The following is a 25,512-nucleotide window of genomic DNA, read 5'->3' as shown; positions in this document are numbered from 1 at the left end:
TAAAAAAATATCAAGTTTTCTGAAGTGTTGATTTTTTCAAAGATAACTTGGTTTTACCTTTTGCATCTCGTCCAGACTTGTACCTTTGTATAGCACACAATTTTTATGGATTTAGTATGAGTATCGAAAGTAAACGAAGAGAAGCATTAGTATATCACGCGAAACCTTCTCCGGGTAAAATCAAAGTTGTACCTACGAAAAAATATGCAACGCAACGAGATTTATCGTTAGCATATTCTCCAGGAGTAGCAGAACCTTGTTTAGAAATCGAAAAAAATACGGCAAATGTGTATAAGTACACAGCCAAAGGAAATTTGGTAGCTGTTATTTCCAATGGTACCGCAGTTTTAGGGTTAGGAGATATTGGACCTGAAGCGTCAAAACCTGTAATGGAGGGAAAAGGACTGTTGTTCAAAATTTTTGCAGATATTGATGTGTTTGATATTGAAGTGGACACGAAAGATGTAGACGCATTTATTGAAACAGTAAAAAATATCGCGCCTACTTTTGGAGGTATTAATTTGGAAGATATCAAGGCTCCAGAAGCATTTGAAATTGAAAGACGCCTTAAAGAAGAATTGAATATACCGGTCATGCATGATGATCAGCATGGAACCGCTATTATCTCTGCCGCTGCATTGTTAAATGCTCTGGAAATTGCAGAAAAAGATATTGATAAAGTTAAAATAGTAGTAAGTGGAGCTGGAGCTGCTGCAGTTTCGTGTACTCGACTTTATAAAGCTTTTGGCGCCAAAGCAGAAAATATTGTAATGACCGATAGTAAAGGTGTCATTAGAAGCGATCGAGATAATCTTACTAAAGAAAAAGCGGAATTTGCAACTAGTCGAGATTTARATACATTAGCAGATGCTATGAAAGATGCAGATGTTTTTATTGGGTTATCAATGGCTAATTTGGTAGATCCAGAAATGTTATTGTCTATGGCAGATACTCCTATTGTCTTTGCGATGGCGAACCCAGATCCTGAAATACGATATGACCTAGCTGTAGAAACTCGTAAAGATATTATCATGGCCACAGGTCGTAGTGATCATCCTAATCAAGTGAATAACGTTCTTGGATTTCCATTTATATTCAGAGGAGCATTAGATGTAAGAGCTACAGGGATTAATGAAGAAATGAAAATGGCAGCGGTAAAAGCACTTGCAGAATTAGCAAAAGAGCCAGTTCCTGAGCAAGTTAATATTGCTTATGGCGAAACAAGACTTAATTTTGGAAGAGATTATATTATTCCAAAGCCGTTTGATCCTCGCTTAATTGCTAAAGTACCACCAGCAGTCGCAAAGGCAGCTATAGAAAGTGGTATTGCAACAGCTCCAATAGAAGATTGGGATAAGTATGAGAGCGAACTATTAGAGCGAATGGGTAATGATAATAAGCTGGTAAGATTGCTAATGGATCGAGCTAAGTTAAGTCCTAAAAGAGTGGTTTTTGCTGAAGGCGATCATTTAGATGTTTTAAAAGCTGCGCAAACTGTAAAAGAAGAGGGAATTGCTTTCCCAATATTACTCGGTAGAAAGGATATCATTATCGAGTTGATGAAAGAAATCGATTTTGATCCTTCAGGCGTAACTATTATTGATCCTAAAGCGGATGAAGAAATTGATCGAAAGAATAGATATGCAGAAAAATATTGGCAAGAAAATAGTAGAAAAGGAATTACACTATATGGTGCACAACGCCTAATGCGAGAGCGAAACTATTTTGCCGCAATGATGGTAAATGAAGGCGATGCAGATGCGCTATTATCTGGGTATTCTAGAAGTTATCCTACCGTATTAAAACCGATGCTAGAACTTATTGGTTTAGCAAAAGGAGCCACACGAGTAGCTACGATGAATGTAATGATGACTAATAAAGGACCTTTATTTATTAGTGATACTTCTATTAATATCGATCCTACTTCAAAAGAATTAGCAAAAATCGCTCAGATGACAGCTAGAACCGTAGAGATGTTTGGTGTTGATCCTGTAATTGCAATGATATCGTACGCTAATTTTGGGTCTTCAAAACATCCAAATGCATCAAAAGTAAAAGATGCTGTTTCTTATTTACATAGATATTATCCAAACCTAGTTGTTGATGGAGAATTACAGATGGATTTTGCTTTAAATAGAGATATGCGGAAAGATAAATTCCCCTTTTCAAAACTTAATGGGCGTAAGGTGAATACCTTAGTTTTTCCAAGTTTAGATTCTGCAAACAGTACTTATAAAATGCTTAAGGAATTAAATAACTTTGAATCTATAGGTCCAATTATGATGGGAATGAGAAAACCAGTTCATATTTTGCAATTAGGAGCAAGTGTAGAAGAAATAATCAATGTGGCTGCTGTAGCTGTAATTGATGCGCAAGAAAAGGAAAAGAGAGAAAAAGAAATGTTTTCTTTAGTTTCAAGTGAAGCGTAACTCGTTTTTTAAATAAAATTTACAAGTATAATAAGCTTCAAAATCATAACTTTTTGAAGCTTATTTTTTTAACCGGTTTTGTAGGATAATTTTCTTACTTTTGGGTGCTTAACACTCATCTAAAGAATGATTACACAAATCAAAGGGCGCCTTGTAGAAAAAAATCCGACGGATGTAGTAATAGATTGTAATGGTGTGGGATATCAATTACATGTTTCATTGCATACATTTTCATTAATACCGGATCAAGAATTTTTACAATTATATACACATCTTCAAGTAAAAGAAGATTCACATACGTTATTTGGTTTTGCTGAAAAATCAGAACGGGAGATCTTCAGACTTTTAATTTCTGTTTCCGGAATTGGGGCAAGTACTGCTAGAACAATGCTTTCCTCATTACATCCTGATCAAATTAAAGAAGCAATCGCTTCAAATGACGTGGCGACAATACAATCTATTAAAGGAATTGGTGCCAAAACAGCACAACGTGTGATCATTGAATTAAAAGATAAAATTCTTAAAGTTTATAATATTGATGAACTTTCTGTATCCCAAAACAATACTAATAAGGATGAAGCGTTATCTGCTTTAGAAACCCTTGGATTTAATAGAAAGCAGGCGGAAAAAGTTGTAGATAGAATTCTAAAAACGAGTCCGACAGAAACTGTAGAAAATATTATCAAACAAGCACTAAAAAATTTATAAAAACATTGAGTTCATTACATTCCTTATATTTTAAATTTTTAAAAAGACTAGTTTGTTTAATTGTACTTTGTAGTGGTGTGCTACATGGTCAGGAGAATGAAACCGTACGAGATTCTACAAGTACTACGTTTTCATTAGGTGAAATTTCTTTACCAGATCCGAATAGTATTGTTACAAAATATGAATATGATCCAGTAACAAATCGATATATCTATCGAGAAATGCTAGGGTCTTTTAATGTTAGATATCCTTTATTTCTAACTCCAGAAGAGTTTGAAGCTTTAGTCGAAGAAGAACAAAGAAGAGATTATTTTAAAGAAAAAATTAGTGCTTTTAGTGGGAAAACTGATGGTAGTGAAGAAAAACGTAAAAACCTGCTTCCTATATTTTATGTGAACTCTAATTTCTTTGAAACCATTTTTGGAGGAAACGAAATTGAAATAATTCCTCAAGGGTCTGTAGAAATGGATTTAGGAATTTTGTATACCAAACAAGATAATCCTGCATTCTCTCCTAGAAATAGAAGTAATTTTACCTTTGATTTTGATCAGAGAATTAGTTTAAGTTTATTAGGTAAAGTTGGAAAAAGGTTGCAAATCACAGCCAACTATGATACAGAATCTACCTTTGATTTTCAGAATCAAATCAAATTAGAATATACCCCAACAGAGGATGATATTATACGAAGTATAGAAATTGGTAATGTAACGATGCCAATTAATAATTCTTTAATTCAAGGATCACAAAGTTTATTTGGAGCTAAACTTGGCCTTCAATTTGGACGTACAACGGTAACCGCCGTATATTCAGAACAAAGATCAGAAACCAGATCTGTAAATGTACAAGGAGGAGGAACCGTTGAAAATTTTGAGATTAAAGCAGTTGATTACGATGATAATAGACACTATTTCTTATCACATTACTTTAGAGATACATATGATGAGGCTTTAACGAACTATCCTTTTATCAATAATAATATCCAAATAACTAGAATAGAAGTTTGGTTAACAAATAGAGCTACAAGTGCACAAACCTTAACAGATGCGAGAAATATTGTAGCCTTACAGGATCTTGGAGAATCACCAGTTGCTGGGAATGTTACAATCCCAGCATCATTATTTAATCAACCTGCAGGTTCTTTTCCTGATAATGGTAATAATGATCTAGATCCTGGTGCAATTGGTCCTGCTGGTCCAATTACAGATGCAGTAAGGCAAATAGCTACCGTGCAACAAGGATTTACAGGAGCAATTTCAAATTTTAATGAAGGTTTTGACTATGCGATTCTTGAAAATGCAAGACAATTAAATCAAAATGAATATACGTTAAATACACAGCTGGGGTATATCTCTTTAAATCAGAAATTAAATAATGATGAAGTTCTGGCCGTTGCATTCCAATATACTGTTGGAGGAGAAGTGTTTCAGGTGGGTGAATTTGCCAACGATGGTGTAAACGCTACTGTTGGTGGTGATACAACGGGAACTGGTGTTGATGCCGGTTCTAGTAATAGTTTGGTAGTGAAAATGTTGAAAAGCCCTATTATTAATGTAGAGCTTCCTATATGGGATTTGATGATGAAAAATATCTATAATACAGGTGCTTTTCGATTAAATTCAGAAGATTTTAGATTAAATATTGTATACGCAAATCCCTCACCAGTAAATTATATTACACAGGCGGAAGGAAGTGCAACACCATTACCAGGTGATGTAGAGCAAACAAGACTGCTTACTGTATTTAATATGGATCGATTAAATCCAAATAATGATCCGGTACAAGGAGCAGATGGAGCAGGAGATGGTTTTTTTGATTATGTTCCTGGTTTGACTATCGATCCGGAGAATGGAAGAATTATTTTCACTACCGTAGAGCCTTTTGGGCAACATTTATTTAATAAACTGGATAACGATGGAGCACCTAATCCAAACGATTATTTAAACCCAGCAGCCTATAATGGTAACCAAAGTCGTTATGTATTTAGAGAACTCTATACGCAAACGAAAGTAATTGCGGGTCAGCAAGCAGCAGAAAACCAGTTTTTTCAACTTCGAGGTCGGTATAAGTCTTCAGGACAGGATGGGATTCCTCTGGGAGCGTTCAATGTTCCACAAGGATCTGTAACTGTTACTGCAGGTGGACGAACCTTACAAGAAGGTGTTGATTATACTGTAAATTATCAATTAGGTAGAGTAAATATTTTGGATGAATCATTATTAGCGTCCAATACACCAATCCAGGTATCTACAGAAAATAATGCAGTATTTGGACAGCAAACCAAGCGATTTAGTGGATTAAATGTTGAACATAAATTTAGTGATGATTTCATTATTGGTGGAACATATTTAAACTTGAATGAAAGACCTATAACTCAGAAATCCAGTTATGATTTTGAACCAATAAATAATACGCTTTTAGGATTTAATCTGAATTACTCTACTGAGGTGCCGTTTCTTACAAGAATGGTGAATAAATTGCCTAATATTGACACAGATGTACCGTCTAATGTTTCAGTAAGAGCAGAAGGAGCATATTTAATTGCTGGAGCTCCTAGAGGTGCTGATTTTGGAGGAGAAGTAACTACTTATATTGATGATTTTGAAGGAGCACAAACCCAAATTGATGTAAGCTCTCCTTTGTCTTGGGAGTTGTCAAGTGTGCCTATAGGTTTTGGATCAAATAATGATAATGAAAGCTCTGTTCAATCGGGAATAGAATCTGGATATAGAAGAGCAGATTTATCTTGGTACACAGTAGATCCGATATTTTATACAAATGGTAGGCCAAGTGGTGTATCTGATGAGGATATCAATTTTAACGCAGCGAGGAGAGTTTTTCTTGATGAAATATTCCCGGTAACGGATAGACCTCCTGGACAAACCTTGTCATTGTTTCCGTTAGATCTTCATTATAGACCTAATGAACGTGGGCCTTATAATTTTAATCCTGGATATGCAACAGGTGGAACCCCACCACAGGCAGAAGATAATTTCGCAGGAATTACCAGGCAATTAACATCTACTAATTTTGAACAGTCTAATGTTGAGTTTATAGAGTTTTGGCTAATGGATCCATTTTTTGACCCAGGAGACGGACAAGAGCCATTGACAAATGCAACAAGTGGAACGATTATTTTTAATTTAGGAAATATAAGTGAAGATGTCCTAAAAGATGGAAGAAAGCAATATGAGAATGGTCTTCCAGCAGATGGTTCCGTTGATGGTACCATTACTACAGGTTATGGTGATGCAAGAGTCCCTGTAAATCAATCTTTAATATATGCATTTGATTCAGAAGGTCAGGCAAGAGTTAATCAAGATGCTGGATATGATGGTCTAAATGATGAACAGGAAGTAGCGGCTTTTTCAGCTGATTTTGGTACTGAAGATCCGGCAAATGATAATTATCGCTACTTTTTACAAGGCGAAGGTAATATTGTAGAACGCTATCGAGATTATAATGGTACTCAAGGAAATTCTCCAACAAGCGTTTCTAATGAGGATAGAGGGAATACAACTTTTCCAACTGCGGAAGATGTGAATCGTGATAATACGATGAATACTATAGATAGTTATTACGAGTATGAAATACCTATTTTTCCTGGTATGGATGTAGGAAATGATGGGGGTACTGGGTATGTGTCAGATGCACCGCCAGTAACAGAATCTACTATTTTAAATGGAGTAACTAGAAGAACACGTTGGCTTCGATTTAAAGTTCCTATTTATGAACCAACAGGAAGACAGAATATTGGTGAAAATGATTTTAGATCCATTCGTTTTATGAGAATGATTGTTACGGATTTTGATCAACCAGTAGTTTTAAGGTTTGCTACATTAGATTTGGTAAGAGGAGATTATAGAAGATATATACAAGAAGGTAATGCTACAAATGACCCTACAAGTGGGTTAAACCTTAATGGAAATGAAGTAATAGTTACTTCAGTTAGTGAAGAAGAGACTCCATTTTATGTAACACCTCCAGGAGTTAGAAGGGAAGAGTTAATCAACAATAATACTACCATAAGAGAAGATGAAAGATCATTAGCGTTAACAGTTAATCAGTTACAACCTGGTGATGGCCGTGGTGTGTATAAGAATTTTAACGTGGATATGCGTCAATACGAGAATCTAGAGATGTTCTTGCATGCAGAAAATCTTCCACAACAAACAAGTTTAACAGATGATGAGTTAGTTGCTTTTATTCGAATGGGGAATGACTTTACCAATAATTTCTATCAAATCGAATTACCGCTTGTTGTTTCTCCAAATAATAGCATAGATCCTGAAGTGGTTTGGCCAGTTGCAAATAGATTGAATTTACCATTAAGTTTTTTACAAGAAATAAAAGCATCGGTTATTGGTAATAACGCTTTGAACAGCACAGATCTTAATTTCTTCGATGGACCTAATAATCTACGAGTGGGTATTAAAGGAAATCCAAACTTTGGAGATGTGCAGATTATGATGGTAGGAATCAAGAATGCTAGCGGTTCTAATGAATCAGGTACCGTTTGGTTCAATGAAATGCGATTAAGTGATCTTAAAAACCAAGGTGGTTGGGCAGCAGTAGGTAGTATGGATGCTAATATTGCCGACTTTGCAACATTCAGTGCTTCAGGTAGAATAAGTACTATTGGTTTTGGAGGAATCGAACAAGGTCCAAATGAAAGAAGTATTGAAGATGTTAAACAATATGATTTAACCACCAATGTGAATTTAGGGCAATTATTGCCTAAAAAATGGGGTATTCAGGTGCCGTTTAACTATAGTAGAGGAGAAGAGTTAATTACTCCTCAATATGATCCGGAATTTTTGGATTTGGAACTTCAGGATCGATTAGATCGAGAAACAGATTCAGATGAAAAAGATAGGATATTAAAACAATCTACAGATTATACTAAAAGACAAAGCTTTAATGTAATTGGGCTAAGAAAAGATAGAACTGGTGATTCAAAACCTATGCCTTATGATGTGGAGAATTTTGCATTTTCTGGAACTTATAATCAAACGGATCATCGTGATTTTGAAATAGAAAAATCTTTAGAACAAACAGTGCGTTTAGGAGGTACTTATGATTTTAGTTTCCAGCCTAAAGAAATAGAACCTTTTAAAAAGATTAAGTTCTTAGGAAGAAGTAAATACTTCGACTTAGTAAAAGATTTTAATTTTAATCTATTACCAACAAGTATTTCGGTTAATTCAAATATCAATAGGCAGTTCAGTGAACAAATATTCAGGGATATTACGTTAGAATCAGGAAGTATTCTGCCAGCACTTACCCAACGTAATTTCTTATTCGATTGGCAGTTTGGTATCARTTACAATTTAACAAAGTCACTTAATTTTAGTTTCAATACAGCTAATAATAGAATTGTAAAGAATTTTATCGATAATCAAGGAGTTGTTGATGAGTCAATTGGTGTGTGGAGTGGTATCTTTGATGTGGGTGATCCTAACTTTCATAGTCAACAATTACAAGTAAACTATGAAATTCCATTTAATAAGGTTCCTTTGTTTAAATTTATGAGAGCCACGTATTCGTATTCTGCGGACTTTCAGTGGACAAAAGGAAGTGAGGCTTTAAAGAACTTAGAAGGTATTCCGGATTTAGGAAATACAGTGCAGAATGCAAATGTCCATACCGTAAATGGTTCTTTGGATATGGGAACGCTATATAAATATATAGGATTAACAAAGAAAAAACCAGGTAGAAGAAAAGTAGCTAAAAAGAAAAGAGCAAAAGAAGGAGATGAAAAAGGAGGAGACAAGACTGCCGTAGCAGATGCTAAAAAGAAAACAAAAAAGAGATCTAGTAAGCTTACAGTTGGAGATAAAATCTTGAATACTGCGATAGGTCTGGTGACGGCTGTAAAAAAGGTGAATATTAATTATCAGCAGGATAATGGTATTTTCTTACCAGGTTATGTGCGTGAGCCTGGATTCGTAGGAACATTAAAACCARCCGTTGGTTTTACCTTCGGAAGTCAGTCCGAAATAAGAGATTTGGCTGCTAGAAACGGTTGGTTGACATTATATGATGATTTCAATCAACAATATAGAGAGGTAGAAGGTAGACAGTTGAATGTTCAGGCTTCTGTAGATTTACTGAAAGATTTAAAAATAGATATCAGTGCTAATCGAAACTATTCTGAAACGTATAACGAGAATTTTAGAGTAAATACAGATGGAGATCCAGGAGATCTTAACGATTTAGGAATAAATATTGATCAGCCGTATTTTTCATTATCACCAAATACTTTTGGTAATTATACAATTTCTACATTATTAATTAAGACAGCTTTTAAGAAAAGTGATGAGTTTACGTCAGAAACCTTCGATAAATTTAGAGAAAACAGACTGATTATTGCAAGGCGTCTTGCTCTAGAGCGTGGAATAGATCCTGGTACTGGAGATGAATTTCCAGTTGGTTTAGGTCCTACAAATCAAGCCGTACTTTTACCAGCATTTCTTGCAGCATATACTGGGGCGGATCCGCAAAGTGTACAAAAAGGTGCTTTTAGAGATGTTCCTTTACCAAATTGGGATATCAAATATACCGGTTTAATGAATCTGAAATGGTTTAAGAAGCGTTTTAAAAGATTCTCGATGGCACATGGGTATCGTGCAAACTATACGATAAATCAATTCCAAACGAATCTGGAGTTTAATCCTAATAACCCTGATGAATTAGATCAAGGAGATAATTTCAAAAATCCAGAGCTATATGCAAACGTTAATCTTACGGAACAGTTTAGTCCTTTGATAAGATTGGATATGGAAATGAAAAACTCTATTAAGATTTTAGCAGAATGGAAAAAAGACCGAGCTTTATCGTTGAGTTTTGATAACAACCTTCTTACAGAAATTCAAGGAAATGAATATATTATCGGATTAGGGTATAGAATCCAGGACTTAACATTTGTTACCCGAATTGCAGGTAAGAAAACAACGCTTAAGAGTGATCTGAATTTTAGAGCAGATTTATCATTACGTCAAAATGAAACAATCATTAGATACCTTGATATCGATAATACACAGGTAACTGCTGGGCAAGATATTTATGGTATTAAATTTACTACAGATTATGCCTTAAGTAAAAACTTGACTGCGTTATTGTTTTATGATCATACGTTCTCGCAGTACTCAATTTCTACAGCCTTTCCGCAAACAACGATACGAGGAGGATTTACCCTTCGTTATAATTTTGGGAACTAGTAAGTAATCGTATAGGTATTAACGTTTTTTAATTAGTTTGAGTTAGAATTAATTTTTGATAAATTTTATGGTTGTTTTTCTAAAATTTGATAAAATAAATTTATTTTCGTCTTCTAAATTAATAAGAACTCATAAATACTATTTCGAATGAATATTCCTTCAGAATTAAAATATACAAAGGATCACGAGTGGATTAAAATAGATGGTGACGTAGCAACGGTGGGAATTACTGATTTTGCTCAAAGTGAATTAGGTGATATCGTTTATGTAGAGGTTGAAACCGTTGGAGAAGAATTAGAGCAAGAAGAAGTTTTTGGTACAGTAGAAGCTGTAAAAACGGTTTCGGATTTATTTTTGCCTTTAACAGGAGAAATTACTGAATTTAATGAGACTTTGGAAGGTGATCCAGAGTTAGTGAATAATGATCCTTATGGAGAAGGATGGATGGTAAAAATAAAAATAGCTGATGCTTCTCAAGTAGAAGGACTTTTATCTGCAGATGATTATAAAGAGCTTATTGGGGCATAAAACCCTATTGGCTTTTGCAGTTTTGTATACAAGTATTATTACTTGGCTTTCGCTGGCAAAAGTTTTTATTCCGATAAATGTAAAGGTTGAAGGAAGCGATAAAATAGGGCATCTTCTGGCTTATTTTGTTTTTACGATTGTATGGTTCGCATTTTTCTTTTATTCCAAAAAACAATCTAGGAAGTTTATTACAAGTTGGACTTGGGCAGCTACTTTTGGATTTTTGTTTGGGAATTTGATGGAATTTTTACAAGCAATCTTGACTAGCTATAGGAGTCCTGATTGGCAAGATGCTTTAGCGAATACAAGTGGAATCATTTTGGCGGTATTTTTGCTGATAATACTTAAAAACAAGTTAGTTAGATATAAAGTTAAACTATAAATTAAAGTAAAACAAAGTAGCTTTTTTTTTTCTAATAGCACCACTTAGGTATGATTACAAAAGTTAAAAATGGTGTTTTTTGTTTCACATTTTATGGTTTAGTTGGAAATTACAAAAGAAATTAGCTATTTTAGCAATCATATAATAACATTGTAGTATGGAACCAAAGAAAAATCCAAAAGCAGATTTAACCAAAAAAAGTGCGTTGTTTTTACAACTTGGGTTAATATTAGTGCTTTTTGTAACATGGCAAGCAATCGAGTATAAAACCTATGATCGTAGTAATATTGATATAGGTCAGGTAAATCTTGATGAATTGGAAGAAGAAGAAGTTCCAATTACACAGAACTTAAATACTCCACCACCTCCACCACCTCCACCACCAGCTCCGGAAATTATCGATGTTGTTGAGGATGAAGAAGAAGTTGAGGAAACAATAATTGAATCTACTGAAACAAATCAGGAAGAAGAGATCGTTGAGGTTGAAGAAGTAGAAGATGTTGAAGAAGAGGAAGAGATCGCCGATGTACCGTTTGCAGTAATTGAAAACGTGCCTGTTTTTCCAGGTTGTGAAAAAGAAGCTGGTAATGCTGCAAAAAAGAAGTGTATGAGTGATAAGGTTAAGAAATTTGTGAACCGTAAATTTAATACTGAATTAGGTAGTGAGCTTGGTCTTTCTGGTGTAAATAGAATCTATGTTCGTTTTAAAATTGATAGAAACGGAAATATTGTAGGTGTGCAAGCAAGAGGGCCACACCCAAGATTAGAAAAAGAAGCACAGAGAGTAGTGAAAATGTTACCTAAAATGACTCCAGGTAAACAAAGAGGTAAGGCAGTAGGTGTATTATATTCTTTACCAATTGTATTCCAGGTTCAGGACTAGAACAAAATAATATTATTTTATATAAAATCCCGTTACAACAATGTAACGGGATTTTTTTTGGTATGCTTGTTGTGCTTAGTTATTTGTAACGTTTAAACTAAGTAATATGAGTAACAAGCATGATGCTAATGTTCGAAAAGGAACATTAGTAAACTTTCAGATTGGGCTTATTGCAAGTCTTTTATTTACCTATGCAATGTTCGAAGTGTATACTTCAGAACCGATTAAAAAGATCGCAGATAAACCTGTGGTCATTGACGATGAACCCTTGGTTTGGGATGGAACCTTTGAAGTGTATCAGGAACCAGAACAAAAAGTGGTAGCACAAAAACAACCAGCGCCAATTCCGGATCCTACAGATTTTGAAGTAGTGGAAGATGATGCTGTTCTGGATGATATGAAGGAAGAGTATGAGAGTAAAGAACCTGTTATTGAAACTGCTCCATTCAATCCAGATGCTATAGCAGATGATGAAGAAGAGGAGATACCAGAAAATGTTCCTTTTACATTGGTAGAAGATGTTCCTATTTTTCCAGGTTGTGAAAAGTTGAAAACTAATAAAGAAAGAGCGGCTTGCTTTTCTGAAAAGATTGGTAAGATTATTTCCAGAAAGTTTGATACAAGTATCGGAAGTGATTATGGTCTAAGTGGTATTCAACGAATCTATACAATATTTGATGTTAGTTCAGATGGAACCATTCAGAATGTGCAAGTCCGAGCACCACATCCAAAACTTAAAAAAGAAGCGGAAAGAGTAATTGGTTTATTTCCAACCATGACACCTGGAAAACAACGTAAAACACCTGTAACAGTAAAGTATCAACTTCCTATAGTGTATAAAGTTCAGGATTAGAAAATAATCGTTTGTTTAAATATAAGAATCCCGTTACGATGATCGTAAACGGGATTCCTTTTTGGTATGCTTGTTGATTTAAATTTTAATTGTAACGTTAAAACTAAATAATATGAGTAACAAGCACGATGCTAATGTACGAAAAAGTACATTGGTAAACTTTCAGATTGGGCTAATAGCAAGCCTATTATTCACTTTTGTGATGTTTGAAACCTATACTTCTATTTCGGTAATCGCACCACCRGATGAAGAGGTTGATAATATAGAGGATGTTAGCTTTACAATGGATGTTTTTAGAGTAGAGAAACCAAAAATTGAAAAGCAGTTAGTTGAGGTTAGAAAAGTAAAGAAACAGGTGTTGGTGGAGCTAAAAAAAGTTGAAGAAAAGTCGGTTGTTGATAAGCTGACAAAAGAACTTGGTGCAATAAGCAAAAAAGGGAAAGCTAAATCTGTTCCTGTGGATTCAATTTTAGACATTGTTGAAACTGAAAATATTACTTATGATATTAGCAAAGTTACAGTGGCTCCAATTTATCCAGGATGTGAAGGATTATCCAGTAATGATGAAAGAATTGCTTGTTTATCCAGTAAGATTAAGAAAATAGTTTCTTATAAATTCAATACTGATTTAGGTGCTGAGTATGGTCTTAAAGGAATACAAAGAATTCATGTTCAGTTTCAGGTAAGTAAAGATGGGTCAATAAATGATGTTAAAGTAAGAGCGCCACATCCGGCTTTGGAAAAAGAAACCAGACGAGTCGTAAGAAAATTTTCAAGGATGACACCAGGAAAGATTGGTAAGGACGCTGTAAATGTGAAATATTTCTTACCAATTAAATTTAAAATACAAGAATAATAGCTAAGAATAGTGATAAAAGTCTATCCTCATAAGTGGATAGACTTTTTTAATATTTTTTGGAATGATTCGTAAGTGTTAAGACATGCTTTTAGTTCAGCTAAATGACGCTTAATTTGTAGAACAGTTGTTAAAAGGTGAATTATAAATAGTTATAAGTTGCCTATAATGCTTTTAAGGCATATCTTTGCACAACTTTTTTAAAAAGCAATTTAGTAAACGTGCAAAATTTGAGTTTAACCCAAGTAGATACTGTCAAAACTTCTGTTATTCAGGATTTTAAAGAAATTACTAAAATGCGTTTAGCATTAAGCGTAGTATTTTCTTCAGTAGCAGGTTATTTGCTGGGAGTCGAAACGATTTCTTGGACTACCTTGTTTCTTCTCTCTATTGGAGGGTATTTTATGGTTGGAGCATCGAATGCCTTTAATCAGATAATAGAAAGAGATCTGGATGTACTAATGGATCGTACGAAGAATAGACCTATACCTTCTGGAAGAATGTCGGTGAGTACAGCATTCATTATTGCTACTCTATTTACAATATTAGGTATTGCAGTATTGTATGTGATCAATCCGCAAACTGCTATGTTTGGTGCAATTTCCATTTTTATTTATGTGAGTTTGTATACCCCATTAAAAACAAAAACACCTTTAGCGGTTTTTGTTGGTGCTATTCCTGGTGCTATTCCGTTTATGTTAGGTTGGGTAGCAGCAACAAATGACTTTGGTATTGAACCTGGAACATTATTCATGATTCAGTTTTTTTGGCAATTTCCTCACTTCTGGGCAATTGGATGGTTCTTGTTTGATGATTATAAGAAAGGTGGTTTTTTTATGCTACCTACAGGAAAAAGAGATAAAAGTACAGCAACTCAAGTAGTGATTTATACCGTATGGACAGTAGTTACATCACTAATACCAGTTTTTGGAGTTACTGGGCAATTATATATTACACCTGTTTCAGGAATTCTTATTCTTGTGCTAGGTGTGTTTTTACTTAGATATGCAATTCGTTTATATAAGATCAAAGATGCTAAAACAGCAAAGCAATTAATGCTGGCAAGTGTTTCTTATATTACTTTATTGCAAATCATTTATGTGGCAGATAAATTTATTCGTGCATGGATTTAACACAAGGAACAACAATTGAAAAACAAAGAAGAGCAAAAAAAACCATGATGTGGTTTGCTATGGTAAGTATGACCATGACTTTTGCTGGTTTAACTAGTGCTTACGTAGTAAGTAAAACTAGAGAAGATTGGTTAACAGACCTAGTGTTTCCAAATGCATTTTTAATTAGTTTGTTTATTATAATTGCTAGTAGTGCTTCTTTTTATTTGGTTAAAAGAGCGATCGAAAACGAGAATAGAAGCTTGGCTACTTTGTTATTGTTGACAACATTGGCATTAGGAGGTCTTTTTGTTTTTATGCAATTTCAAGGGTTTGCGGATATCATGGATCAAGGGTATAATTTTACAGGACCGTCTGCAAATATTGTTCCTACATTTTTATATATCATAGTAGTATTACATATAGTCCACGTAATTGTTGGGCTGATCGTACTTTTAGTCGTAATTTATAATCATTTTAAACAAAAGTATAAAAGAGGGCAAACCCTTGGTTTAGAACTCGGTGCTATGTATTGGCATTTTGTAGATGTTTTGTGGGTTTATCTCTTTTTATTTTTATATTTCGTTAGATAATAAAATTGATTACTTTTGTGGAAAATTTAACAATACCAAATTCTTTATATGGAAACAACTGTTGCTAATACAGGTACAGAAGGTAAAACTTGGGGTGGAGGTAACAAACCACTGAAAGTGAGTTATGGTAAGATGATGATGTGGTTTTTTATCCTATCTGATGCACTTACATTCTCTGGTTTTCTTGCTGCTTACGGTTTTTCAAGATTTAAATTTATAGATTCATGGCCAATCGCGGATGAAGTGTTTAATCACTTTCCGTTTCTTCATGGTGTAGATGCACCAATGTACTATGTGGCATTGATGACATTTATATTAATATTTTCTTCAGTAACTATGGTGCTTGCGGTAGATGCAGGACATCAAATGAAGCAGAAGAAAGTTATCCTTTACATGTTTCTTACGATTATTGGAGGAGCAATATTCGTTGGTTCTCAAGCTTGGGAATGGAAAAACTTTATAAAAGGAGAATATGGGGCGGTAGAAACTAAAGGTGGTCAGATATTACAATTTGTAGACCAAGAAGGTCATAGAGTTGCATTACATGATATAGCTATAGTCAATACGCATAAAGATAGAGCACAACACCAAAGTAAAAATGGAGTTTGGTATGAGTCAGAAAAAGCTTTGCCTACATATACTATCGAAGAAATAAGAGAAGGTTTTGCTAAAAAAGGTAATCTCTTAATAAGAACTCAGATACTTACAGAAAAAGGAGAGAAAACTATTTTGTCTAGAGAAGAGTCTTTAAAGAGATTAAATACAGATGCTATAGGTATTGTAGAAGGAGCAAACTTGATCCATAACGAATATGGAACACCATTATTTGCTAATTTCTTTTTCTTCATTACTGGATTTCACGGATTTCACGTATTATCTGGTGTAGTAATTAATATCATCATATTTTTTAATGTGATATTAGGAACTTATGAAAGAAGAAAGAATTACGAGATGGTGGAAAAAGTTGGTCTTTACTGGCACTTTGTAGATTTAGTTTGGGTATTTGTATTTACATTCTTCTACCTAGTTTAATTATTAAAAAGAATTTAGAATAGATATGGGACACGATACAGCACATCACGAATCAAATACCAAAAGAATATGGTATGTATTTGTTTTATTATCAGTTGTTACGATAGTAGAAGTGATTCTAGGTATTATAAAACCTGCATTTTTAATGGAGACCACAGTAATTAGTATGAAATTACTAAACTGGATCTTTATTATTTTAACGATATACAAAGCATATTATATCACTTGGGCGTTTATGCATATGGAAGGAGAGACCAAAGGTCTTCGAAGAGCGGTTGTTTGGACAGCAGTTTTCCTTATTAGTTATTTAATTTTTATTTTGCTAACCGAAGGAGACTATATTTATGAAGTGTTTAAAGCAGGTCACAAAAGCTGGGACTTTTAATAAGCTTATGCCCACGTTAAAAGCGTAATAAAATATAGTAAAAGGCGGTTGTTTTCAACCGTCTTTTTTATTTTTGCAAATAAGTTAAGTTGTCAATTTAATGAAAAAGTTTTTAGTTCTAGGAATACTATTTATTCTGCCGATAGTAGCATATCTTTTCTTCGCTTCTGCAGTCGATAATTTTTCCAAACTTCCTGTCTTAGTAGAATCGGTGGGCAGTCTTAATAAGTTCGAAAGTCTTTCTAAAAAAGGGATAAAGTTGCAAGATAAGATTACCATCTTAGGCTTTTTTGGAGAAGACATTCTTAGTAAGAGAGGTAATGCATTTAATCTCAATCAAAAGATCTATAAAAAGAACCATGAGTTTCGAGATTTCCAGTTTGTAATAGTTTGCCCTTATGGAAGTGAAAACGAAGCTAAAAAGCTTTTGCAAGAGCTTAGTAAGTTAACAGATGTATCTGGATGGAATTTTGTTTTTGGTACTCCAGAAAGCATTAAAAGCTTTTTTAATGATCTTAAAACACCATATAATTTAGATGAAAAGAACGCTACTGATTTTGTATTTATAATCGATAAGCAGGTTAATCTAAGAGGAAGGGAAGAGAATAGAGAGAAAAACGAAATTAAAGTGTATGGGTATGATACGAGTTCTGTGGCTGATCTGAATAATGTGATGGTGGATGATGTAAAAGTCATTCTTGCGGAATATCGTTTGGCGTTGAAAAAATATAAAGCAGACCGAAAAGAAAAATAAGAGATGAAGAAATATTCATATGTAGGTATATCGTTTGTTATTCTGATTTTTGGAATAATTTTTATTCCAAGAATAGTTAATAGAATAAAAAATGCTTCTATAGTCGAGAATGATAGAATGAGCGCTAGTAACCCTGTAGTAAATCAAAAGCTTTCTTATATGAAAATTGATGGAAAGCCTAAGAAAGTTCCAGATTTTGCCTTCTTAAATCAAGATAGTTTATTGATAACAAATCATGATTTTAAAGGCAAGGTGTATGTTGTGGATTTTTTCTTTACAAGTTGTCCAACCATTTGCCCAAAGATGACCAAGAATTTGGTGTATTTACAAAATAAGTTGAAGGATTATGAAAATTTTGGTGTTGCATCTTTTACCATTAATCCAAGACGTGATACACCAAGTATGCTTAAGAAATATGCAGAAAACTATGGAATAACAAATCCTGATTGGCATTTACTAACCGGAGAGCGTGAAGATTTGTATGATTTAGCAAATGAAGGATTTAATATATATGCAGCAGAGAATCCAGATGTTCCTGGTGGATTTGAGCATAATGGTTATTTCGCGCTGATAGATCAGGAAGGATATGTTCGGTCGCGATATGATGCTTCAGGAAATCCAATTATATATTATAGAGGAACTATCGGTGTAGAAGAAAAGGAAGATGAAAATGGAGAGAAAGAACAGATTACGATCTTATTAAAAGATATCAAGAAATTATTAGAAGAGGATGAATAAGACTATTACAGAGACCGAAAGTAAATATAATAAATGGATCGTTATATTGTCTATAGCTATTCCATTAGCTGTTGCAGCACTGTTTGGAGTAAATCTTCGAAAGTTGGGTTTTGATGTAGAGCCATTAACTTTTTTACCTCCGATTTATGCAACCATAAATGGGATAACAGCCGCAATTCTTATCGTAGCATTTTGGGCGATAAAAAATAAAAAAGTGAAATTACATGAAAACCTCATGAAAACTGCTATTGCTTGTTCAGTTTTATTTTTGGTGATGTACGTAGCTTATCATATGACCAGTGATTCTACTAAATTTGGAGGAGAAGGAATGATACGTTATGTGTATTATTTTATTTTAATCACACATATTGTGTTGTCTATTGTTGTTATTCCTTTTGTTTTAATTACCTATGTTAGAGCATTATCAAAAAGTTTTGATAGACATCGTAAAATCGCAAGAGTTACCTTTCCTATCTGGCTTTATGTGGCAGTAACTGGTGTTGTCGTTTATTTGATGATTTCTCCTTATTATTAGTTTTAGTAGTTACAAACATTAATAGCTTGTTTATGAAATTAAGATATGTATGGATTTTAGTTTTAATGTTGCTCTTTACGCTTCCAATTGAAGCGCAATGTGCAATGTGTAGAGCTGTTCTTGAGAGCGAAGAAGGGCAACAAACCGCTAAAGGAATTAATAATGGTATCGTATATTTAATGATCATTCCATATATTCTCATAGGAACTGTAGGGTATTTTATTTACCGCAATAAGAAGAAAGCCTCCAAAAGCCATTAAACACCTTTGTCTTAATAATTTAAGGTTTAACATTTTCATAACACATTGAAGTGTAACGAAACTGCTGTAGGATAAGTCTTATGTAATAAGACTACACTAACCGATCGAATTTATTTCTAGAGGGGAAACTAGAAAACAACTTATAGAATTATTGTATTAGAGTGTAAGTCTTAGTTTTAGTAATGTAGACATTATATCGTGTCTCATCATCTTAATCTAAGTAGTATGATTGAAATCAAAGACTTGCATAAATCTTACCAGATGGGGAGTAACTCCCTACATGTTTTAAAAGGAATAAATTTTAATGTTAATGAAGGTGAATTGGTAGCTATCATGGGATCTTCTGGTTCTGGAAAATCTACATTGCTTAATATTCTTGGAATGTTAGATGAGGCCGATTCAGGAAGTTATTTTCTAGATAATATTCCGATTAAAAACCTTAATGAAAAAATTGCAGCCAGATATAGGAATAAGTTTCTCGGATTTATATTTCAATCTTTTAATCTTATCAATTATAAGAACGCTTTAGATAATGTAGCCATGCCGTTGTATTATCAAGGTATTAAAAGAAAAGAAAGAACCGATAAAGCGTTACATTATCTTGAAAAAGTTGGATTGGCAGATTGGGCTACTCACTTACCAAATGAATTGTCTGGAGGACAAAAACAACGTGTAGCTATTGCCAGAGCTTTGGCTTCAGAACCGAAAGTGTTATTGGCAGATGAACCCACAGGAGCGCTGGATACTAAAACTTCTTATGAAGTAATGGAATTAATTCAAGGGATTAATGACGAAGGTAAAACGATACTTATTGTTACTCATGAAGAAGATATTGCACATATGACCAAACGAATTGTAAATCTTAAAGATGGTCTTATTATAGATGATGGCATTGTAGAACAAGTTAGAGCGAAATCGTATGTTTAATATTGAGAGATGGCAAGAAATATTTGAAACGATTCGTAAAAATAAATTACGAACGTTTCTAACAGGATTATCTGTTGCTTCTGGGATATTTATACTTGTAATACTTCTTGGAGTAGGGCAGGGAATGCAAAATGGAATATCCCAAGAGTTTGAAGGCGATGCATCCAATAGCATATGGGTTTGGACCAGACCAACTTCTGTAGAGTATAAAGGGTTAAATCCAGGTAGATTTTTTAGCATGACGAATGAAGATTTTGACTTCATTCATAAAACTAATGAAGATGCAATTGAGTACGAGTCTTCTAGAGTAAGAATATGGGGCGCAGTCATTACCTATAAAAAAGAGTCAGGTAATTATAGGATAGAAGGTGTTTTTCCAGGATTTCAGTTTATTGAAAATCAGTCAATGGTATCAGGGAGGTTTATTAATCAACAGGATATTAATGAAAAAGGGAAAATTGTAGCTATTGGTAATAAAGTAAAAGAAGCTTTATTTAAAAATGATGAAGACCCGATAGGGAAGTATATTAAACTTAGAGGTATTCCTTTTAAGGTAGTAGGTGTTTATAAGGATAAAGGAGGGGATCGAGAAGAAGAGCAAGTATCTGTTCCCGCTACTACAGCTCAACAGGTGTTTAATAGAGGGCAAAATATTAATAATCTATCTTATACGCTAAAGCCAGAAAAAGACTTTGAAACGGCAGTTGCGAAATCTGAAGAGTTTGTAGCATCTATAACAAGATATTTAAAAAATAAGCATGTAATCGCTCCAACAGATGAAAGGGCTATAGGAATTGGAAATTCTCTGGAGCAGGCAAAAAGATTTTATAACCTAATCTTTATGATCAAGGCCTTTTTCTGGTGGGTTGGAGTGTGTACAATTATTGCAGGAGTTGTTGGAGTAAGTAATATTATGCTCATCATTGTTAAAGAGCGAACGAAAGAAATTGGTATTCGAAAAGCCATTGGCGCATTACCATCTTCTATTATTGGAATGATATTACATGAAGCTATATTTGTAACTGCAATAGCTGGGTTTACAGGATTGATTTTTGGATTGGTTTTATTGGAAATCGTAGGTCCAATGGTTAAAACAGATTTTATATCAAATCCTTCAGTGAATTTTAATATAGCGATTACCACTGTATTTATTTTGATTATTGCAGGAGCACTTGCAGGTTTCTTTCCTGCCTGGAGAGCTGCAAAAATTAAACCTATTGTAGCACTTAGAGACGAATAGTATGTTTAGTAGAGATCGATGGAACGAAATAATAGAGGCACTTACTGCCAATTGGTTTAGAACATTACTAACTGCTTTTGGAGTATGTTGGGGGATTTTTATTTTAGTAATATTATTAGCCGCTGGAAAAGGTTTGGAAAATGGCGTTAAACAGGGTTTTGGAGATATTGCAACAAATACCATGTTCATGTGGACGCAAGTGGCTTCAAAACCATATAAAGGATTACCTAAAGGAAGAAGATTTAACTTTAAAATTGATGATGTAACTTCTATAAGAGAAAAGGTTCCTGGATTATTATATATATCACCTAGAAATCAGCTTGGAGGTTTTGGAGGAACGGATAATGTAGTAAGAGGATTAAATACAGGAGCTTTCAATGTCTATGGAGACTATCCCGAGATTATTAATCAGGATCCTATTACAATTACTTCCGGTAGATTTATTAATTATGGGGATATTGATAATAGTCGAAAAGTTGCTGTAATTGGAGAAGGCGTTAAAAAAGAATTATTCAAGATTGGAGAAGAACCTATTGGAGAATACATAAAAATTAAAGGGGTAAATTTTATGGTAATAGGTACTTACATGAAAAAATCTAATAATGGAGATCGAGAGCAAGGTCAGAATGAAATTTTTGTTCCTTTTACTTCTTTTTCTCAAGCTTTTAATCAGGCAGATAATGTAGGTTGGATGGCTATAACAGCCCAAGATGATCAATCTATTACCAAGTTAAAGAAGAATATCATAGATGTGATGAAAACTAATCACACGATACATCCAGAAGATAATAGAGCAATAGGAAATTTCGATTTATATCAAGAGTTTAGCAAAATCAATGGACTTTTTATAGCATTGAGAGGTGTTGCATATTTTGTAGGAGTTTTGGTATTACTATCTGGTATTATCGGAATTAGTAATATCATGCTTATAGTGGTGAAAGAAAGAACCAAAGAAATCGGAATTAGAAGGGCACTTGGAGCTTCACCATGGTCCATAAGAGGTCAGATTCTATTAGAATCTATTTTTCTTACCATAATTTCAGGTATGACAGGTATAGCGGTATCTACGGGAGTTATATTATTAGTAAATAAAATTTTGGATGGTATTCCAGCTGATAATGAAACCATGTTTGCGAATCCAAGTGTGGATCTTACCGTGGTTTTTGTAGCTTTATTTATTTTAATTACCAGTGGGCTTTTAGCTGGTTTAATACCCGCACAAGTTGCAATAAAAACCAAACCTATAGATGCTTTGCGAGCAGAATAACATAAAATCAATCAAAACTTACTGTTTTTAATAGTAAAAAATCAATAAATACGGAAAATGAAAAAAACAATCACAGTTATTATCCTACTTCTAATAGTAATGATATTTGGAGGAGCATTGTATTATTTGTATCAAAAAAATCAAGAAGATCCAGTTACTTATAAGACTGAACAAAGTACGGTAGAAACAATTATTAAAAAGACGGTTGCCACAGGAAGCATTGTGCCTAAAGAAGAGGTCTTAATCAAACCAAATATTTCCGGAATTATAGAAGAAATTTACATTGAAGCAGGAGATCAGATCAAGTCCGGAGATTTAATTGCTAAAATTAGGGTAATACCAAATGTATCTTCATTGCAGAGTGCTAAAAATGCAGTTCAAACGGCTAAAATTGATTTGGATAATCAGGAAAAAGTCTTTAGAAGACAAAAAGAATTGTTTGATAAAGGAGTAATATCTGCAAATGAGTTTGACGGTTCTGATGTGACTTACAAACAATCAAAACAAAACTACGAAGCTGCACAACAAAATTATCAGATTGTGAAAACAGGAACTACTAGAGGATTGGGGAGTGCAGCAAATACATTGATTCGTTCTACAGTTTCCGGAATGGTATTAGAAGTTCCGGTAAAAGAGGGAAATCAGGTAATCGAATCTAATAATTTTAATGATGGAACTACGATTGCTGCAGTAGCAGACGTGGGACAAATGATTTTTGAAGGGAATGTAGATGAAAGTGAAGTGGGAAAGATTAAAGAAAATCTTCCATTGGAAATTACGGTTGGAGCTATCGAAAACAAGAAATTTGATGCTGTTTTAGACTATATTGCTCCAAAAGGAAAAGAAGAAAATGGTGCCATCCAATTTGAAATTAAAGGAACATTAAATAAAAAAGACACCACTTTCATTAGAGCTGGTCTTAGTGCTAATGCATCGATTATTTTAGCAAAAGTAGATAATGTAATGGCTTTAAAAGAATCACTTATTCAATACGATTCAAAAACACAAAAACCTTTTGTAGAGGTTGCTATAGGAGATCAGCAGTTCGAAAATAGAGATGTAGAATTGGGTGTTAGTGATGGGATCAATGTTGAAATAAAAAGTGGAATTACAAAAGAAGATAAAATAAAAGTTTGGAATCAAATTAAGAAATCAGAGTTCAGTAATTAATTTTTTTTCAAAAAAAGTGTAACAACAATAATCAATAGTATACAAATAGGTATTGTGAAACAAATCAAATAACATTTTTATAAAATAATGAAGGTGTTTAGTAAGTTTCCAACTGACCTCTTAAATAATGAAAAACGGATGAAAGTTAAAATTTCAATTATTTGTTGTATCCTTTTTGGGATGCTATCCATGCAAGCGCAGGAAAAAAAATGGACATTAAGAGAGTGCGTGGAATATGCTTTAGAAAATAATATAACTATAAAGCAGTCAGCTCTTAACGTAGAAAATGCAGCAATAGATAAAAAAGATGCTTTGGGTAACTTTTTACCTTCCTTAAATGCACAAGCTTCGAATTTCTGGAGATCAGGTCTGGCAACAGATCCAATTACAAATACCAACAGTACAGCGACTTTTAGAAGTTCCTCATATGGTATCAACGTTGGGATTACTTTATTTGATGGTTTAAGAAATGTAAAACAGTTTCAAAGAGCAAAACTAAATAAGTTATTAAGTCAATACAATCTAGGAAAATCAAAAGATGATATTGCATTATTCATAGCAAATAGTTATTTACAGGTTTTACTGAATAAGGAGTCTTTAAAAGTAATAGAAAAGCAACATGAAATTACGCTTGAACAATTAAAAAGAACAAAAGATTTAGTGGATGCAGGAGTTTTGCCTCAAGGAGATCTTTTGGAAATCGAAGCGACATCGGCAGATGAACTAACCAGAATTGTGCAAGCAGAAAATGCAGTTTTAATTGCTCGCGTAGGATTGGCACAAACATTACTAATCAAGGATTATGAAAATTTTGACATTGCTGAACAAGATTATTTAGTGCCTTCATCTTCCATATTAAATAAATCAGTAGATGAGATTAGAGCAAGTGCAAGGCAAGCTAGATATGAAGTTCAAATCGCAGAACAAAATAAGTTAATCGCAGAGAAAGATTTGGAAATTGCTAAAGGAGCTTATTATCCTACACTAAGTGGATCTTTTGGGTATAATACAAGTGAAGTTGGGAATAATACATTCAATAGAACACTTGATCCAGATAACCCAACGGTAGATTTGCCAATTGGTTTTGTAGGAACTACTGGTGAAGAAGTATTTCAAACGCAGCCAAACTTTTTGATACAAGAAGCAGGGCCAACACCATTTATTGAACAGTTATACAACAATGATGCTCTTTCTTATGGTTTATCTCTTTCAGTACCGATTTTTAATGGTTTCGCTACTAGAAATAATGTGAAACGTAATAAAATTAATGTCAAGAGAACACAGTTTCAGTTAGAGCAAGCAGAATTAGATTTGGATAGTAACGTATATCAAGCATATGTGGATGCTAAAGGAGCTGCCGAAGCATATGAAGCCTCATTAGTGGCTGTCAAAGCACAAGAAAGAGCTTATGCATATGCTAAGGATAGATATGATGTGGGAAGAACAAATGCGTTTGATTTTAGTCAATCTAAATTTAGACTAGAAAATGCACAAAGTAATGAGGTGCAGGCAAAATTTGATTATATTTTCAAGATTAAAGTGTTAGAACTTTTTTTTGGAATAAAAATAGCTGATATTAAATTATAATTTTAGTTACATTCTAATTGAACTGTAAGCCAGTGAAATTGTAATTTCATTTTATA

General features: G+C 33.7%; 21 protein-coding genes. All 21 read left to right on the top strand.

Annotation, left to right across the window (positions count from 1 at the left end):
- Positions 1–116: 116 nt before the first annotated feature.
- The 21 genes from GBO31_RS04060 (at position 117) to GBO31_RS03960 (ending at position 25,456) form a co-directional block, all read left to right on the top strand.
- Complete coding sequence (locus GBO31_RS04060; protein ID WP_219007041.1) at positions 117–2,429, top strand: NADP-dependent malic enzyme; 2,313 nt, start codon at positions 117–119, stop codon at positions 2,427–2,429.
- A gap of 126 nt (positions 2,430–2,555) precedes the next feature.
- Positions 2,556–3,137, top strand: coding sequence for a Holliday junction branch migration protein RuvA (gene ruvA, locus GBO31_RS04055; RefSeq protein WP_219007040.1), 582 nt, complete (start codon positions 2,556–2,558; stop codon positions 3,135–3,137).
- Positions 3,138–3,142: 5 nt separating this feature from the next.
- Positions 3,143–10,354: a cell surface protein SprA gene (sprA, locus tag GBO31_RS04050; RefSeq protein WP_246615760.1), complete on the top strand. Its 7,212-nt coding sequence runs from the start codon at positions 3,143–3,145 to the stop codon at positions 10,352–10,354.
- Between the two features lie 147 nt (positions 10,355–10,501).
- Positions 10,502–10,882 (top strand): glycine cleavage system protein GcvH, encoded by a 381-nt coding sequence (gene gcvH / locus GBO31_RS04045; protein ID WP_219007039.1) that lies wholly within the window; start codon positions 10,502–10,504, stop codon positions 10,880–10,882.
- Entirely contained in the window at positions 10,872–11,264 is a 393-nt protein-coding gene (locus tag GBO31_RS04040) for a VanZ family protein (RefSeq protein WP_219007038.1), read from the top strand. The genes gcvH and GBO31_RS04040 overlap by 11 nt, the downstream gene beginning before the upstream one ends.
- A gap of 157 nt (positions 11,265–11,421) precedes the next feature.
- Positions 11,422–12,147: an energy transducer TonB gene (locus GBO31_RS04035; protein WP_219007037.1), complete on the top strand. Its 726-nt coding sequence runs from the start codon at positions 11,422–11,424 to the stop codon at positions 12,145–12,147.
- A gap of 106 nt (positions 12,148–12,253) precedes the next feature.
- Positions 12,254–13,000 carry an energy transducer TonB gene (locus GBO31_RS04030; RefSeq protein ID WP_219007036.1) on the top strand — a complete coding sequence of 249 codons (747 nt, stop codon included), beginning with the start codon at positions 12,254–12,256 and terminating at the stop codon, positions 12,998–13,000.
- A gap of 112 nt (positions 13,001–13,112) precedes the next feature.
- Positions 13,113–13,856, top strand: coding sequence for an energy transducer TonB (locus GBO31_RS04025; RefSeq protein WP_219007035.1), 744 nt, complete (start codon positions 13,113–13,115; stop codon positions 13,854–13,856).
- A gap of 230 nt (positions 13,857–14,086) precedes the next feature.
- A complete protein-coding gene (gene cyoE / locus GBO31_RS04020) occupies positions 14,087–14,989 on the top strand; it encodes a heme o synthase (RefSeq protein WP_219007034.1) in 903 nt (300 codons plus the stop codon).
- Positions 14,980–15,561 (top strand): cytochrome c oxidase subunit 3, encoded by a 582-nt coding sequence (locus GBO31_RS04015; RefSeq protein ID WP_219007033.1) that lies wholly within the window; start codon positions 14,980–14,982, stop codon positions 15,559–15,561. The genes cyoE and GBO31_RS04015 overlap by 10 nt, the downstream gene beginning before the upstream one ends.
- Before the next feature lie 48 nt (positions 15,562–15,609).
- Positions 15,610–16,593, top strand: a complete 984-nt coding sequence (locus GBO31_RS04010; protein WP_219007032.1) for a cytochrome c oxidase subunit 3 — start codon at positions 15,610–15,612, stop codon at positions 16,591–16,593.
- A gap of 25 nt (positions 16,594–16,618) precedes the next feature.
- Positions 16,619–16,978, top strand: a complete 360-nt coding sequence (locus GBO31_RS04005; protein ID WP_219007031.1) for a cytochrome C oxidase subunit IV family protein — start codon at positions 16,619–16,621, stop codon at positions 16,976–16,978.
- Between the two features lie 100 nt (positions 16,979–17,078).
- The gene (locus GBO31_RS04000) at positions 17,079–17,732 is read left to right on the top strand and encodes a hypothetical protein (RefSeq protein WP_219007030.1); all 654 of its coding nucleotides are present in this window, start codon (positions 17,079–17,081) and stop codon (positions 17,730–17,732) included.
- 3 nt (positions 17,733–17,735) lie between these two features.
- Positions 17,736–18,470: an SCO family protein gene (locus GBO31_RS03995; protein ID WP_219007029.1), complete on the top strand. Its 735-nt coding sequence runs from the start codon at positions 17,736–17,738 to the stop codon at positions 18,468–18,470.
- A complete protein-coding gene (locus tag GBO31_RS03990; RefSeq protein WP_219007028.1) occupies positions 18,463–19,005 on the top strand; it encodes a DUF420 domain-containing protein in 543 nt (180 codons plus the stop codon). The genes GBO31_RS03995 and GBO31_RS03990 overlap by 8 nt, the downstream gene beginning before the upstream one ends.
- 32 nt (positions 19,006–19,037) lie before the next feature.
- Positions 19,038–19,265, top strand: a complete 228-nt coding sequence (locus GBO31_RS03985; protein WP_219007027.1) for a hypothetical protein — start codon at positions 19,038–19,040, stop codon at positions 19,263–19,265.
- Positions 19,266–19,490: 225 nt separating this feature from the next.
- The gene (locus tag GBO31_RS03980; protein ID WP_219007026.1) at positions 19,491–20,192 is read left to right on the top strand and encodes an ABC transporter ATP-binding protein; all 702 of its coding nucleotides are present in this window, start codon (positions 19,491–19,493) and stop codon (positions 20,190–20,192) included.
- Positions 20,185–21,432 (top strand): ABC transporter permease, encoded by a 1,248-nt coding sequence (locus GBO31_RS03975; RefSeq protein WP_219007025.1) that lies wholly within the window; start codon positions 20,185–20,187, stop codon positions 21,430–21,432. The genes GBO31_RS03980 and GBO31_RS03975 overlap by 8 nt, the downstream gene beginning before the upstream one ends.
- Before the next feature lies 1 nt (position 21,433).
- On the top strand, positions 21,434–22,699 hold the full coding sequence (locus tag GBO31_RS03970) for an ABC transporter permease (RefSeq protein WP_219007024.1): 1,266 nt from the start codon (positions 21,434–21,436) through the stop codon (positions 22,697–22,699).
- 57 nt (positions 22,700–22,756) lie between these two features.
- Positions 22,757–23,869 (top strand): efflux RND transporter periplasmic adaptor subunit, encoded by a 1,113-nt coding sequence (locus GBO31_RS03965; RefSeq protein ID WP_219007023.1) that lies wholly within the window; start codon positions 22,757–22,759, stop codon positions 23,867–23,869.
- Positions 23,870–24,007: 138 nt separating this feature from the next.
- The gene (locus GBO31_RS03960) at positions 24,008–25,456 is read left to right on the top strand and encodes a TolC family protein (protein ID WP_219007022.1); all 1,449 of its coding nucleotides are present in this window, start codon (positions 24,008–24,010) and stop codon (positions 25,454–25,456) included.
- Positions 25,457–25,512 lie beyond the last annotated feature (56 nt).

The organism is Aquimarina litoralis, from assembly GCF_019295435.1.
GTDB lineage: Bacteria > Bacteroidota > Bacteroidia > Flavobacteriales > Flavobacteriaceae > Aquimarina > Aquimarina litoralis_A.
This window is presented reverse-complemented; position numbering and strand designations above follow the sequence as displayed.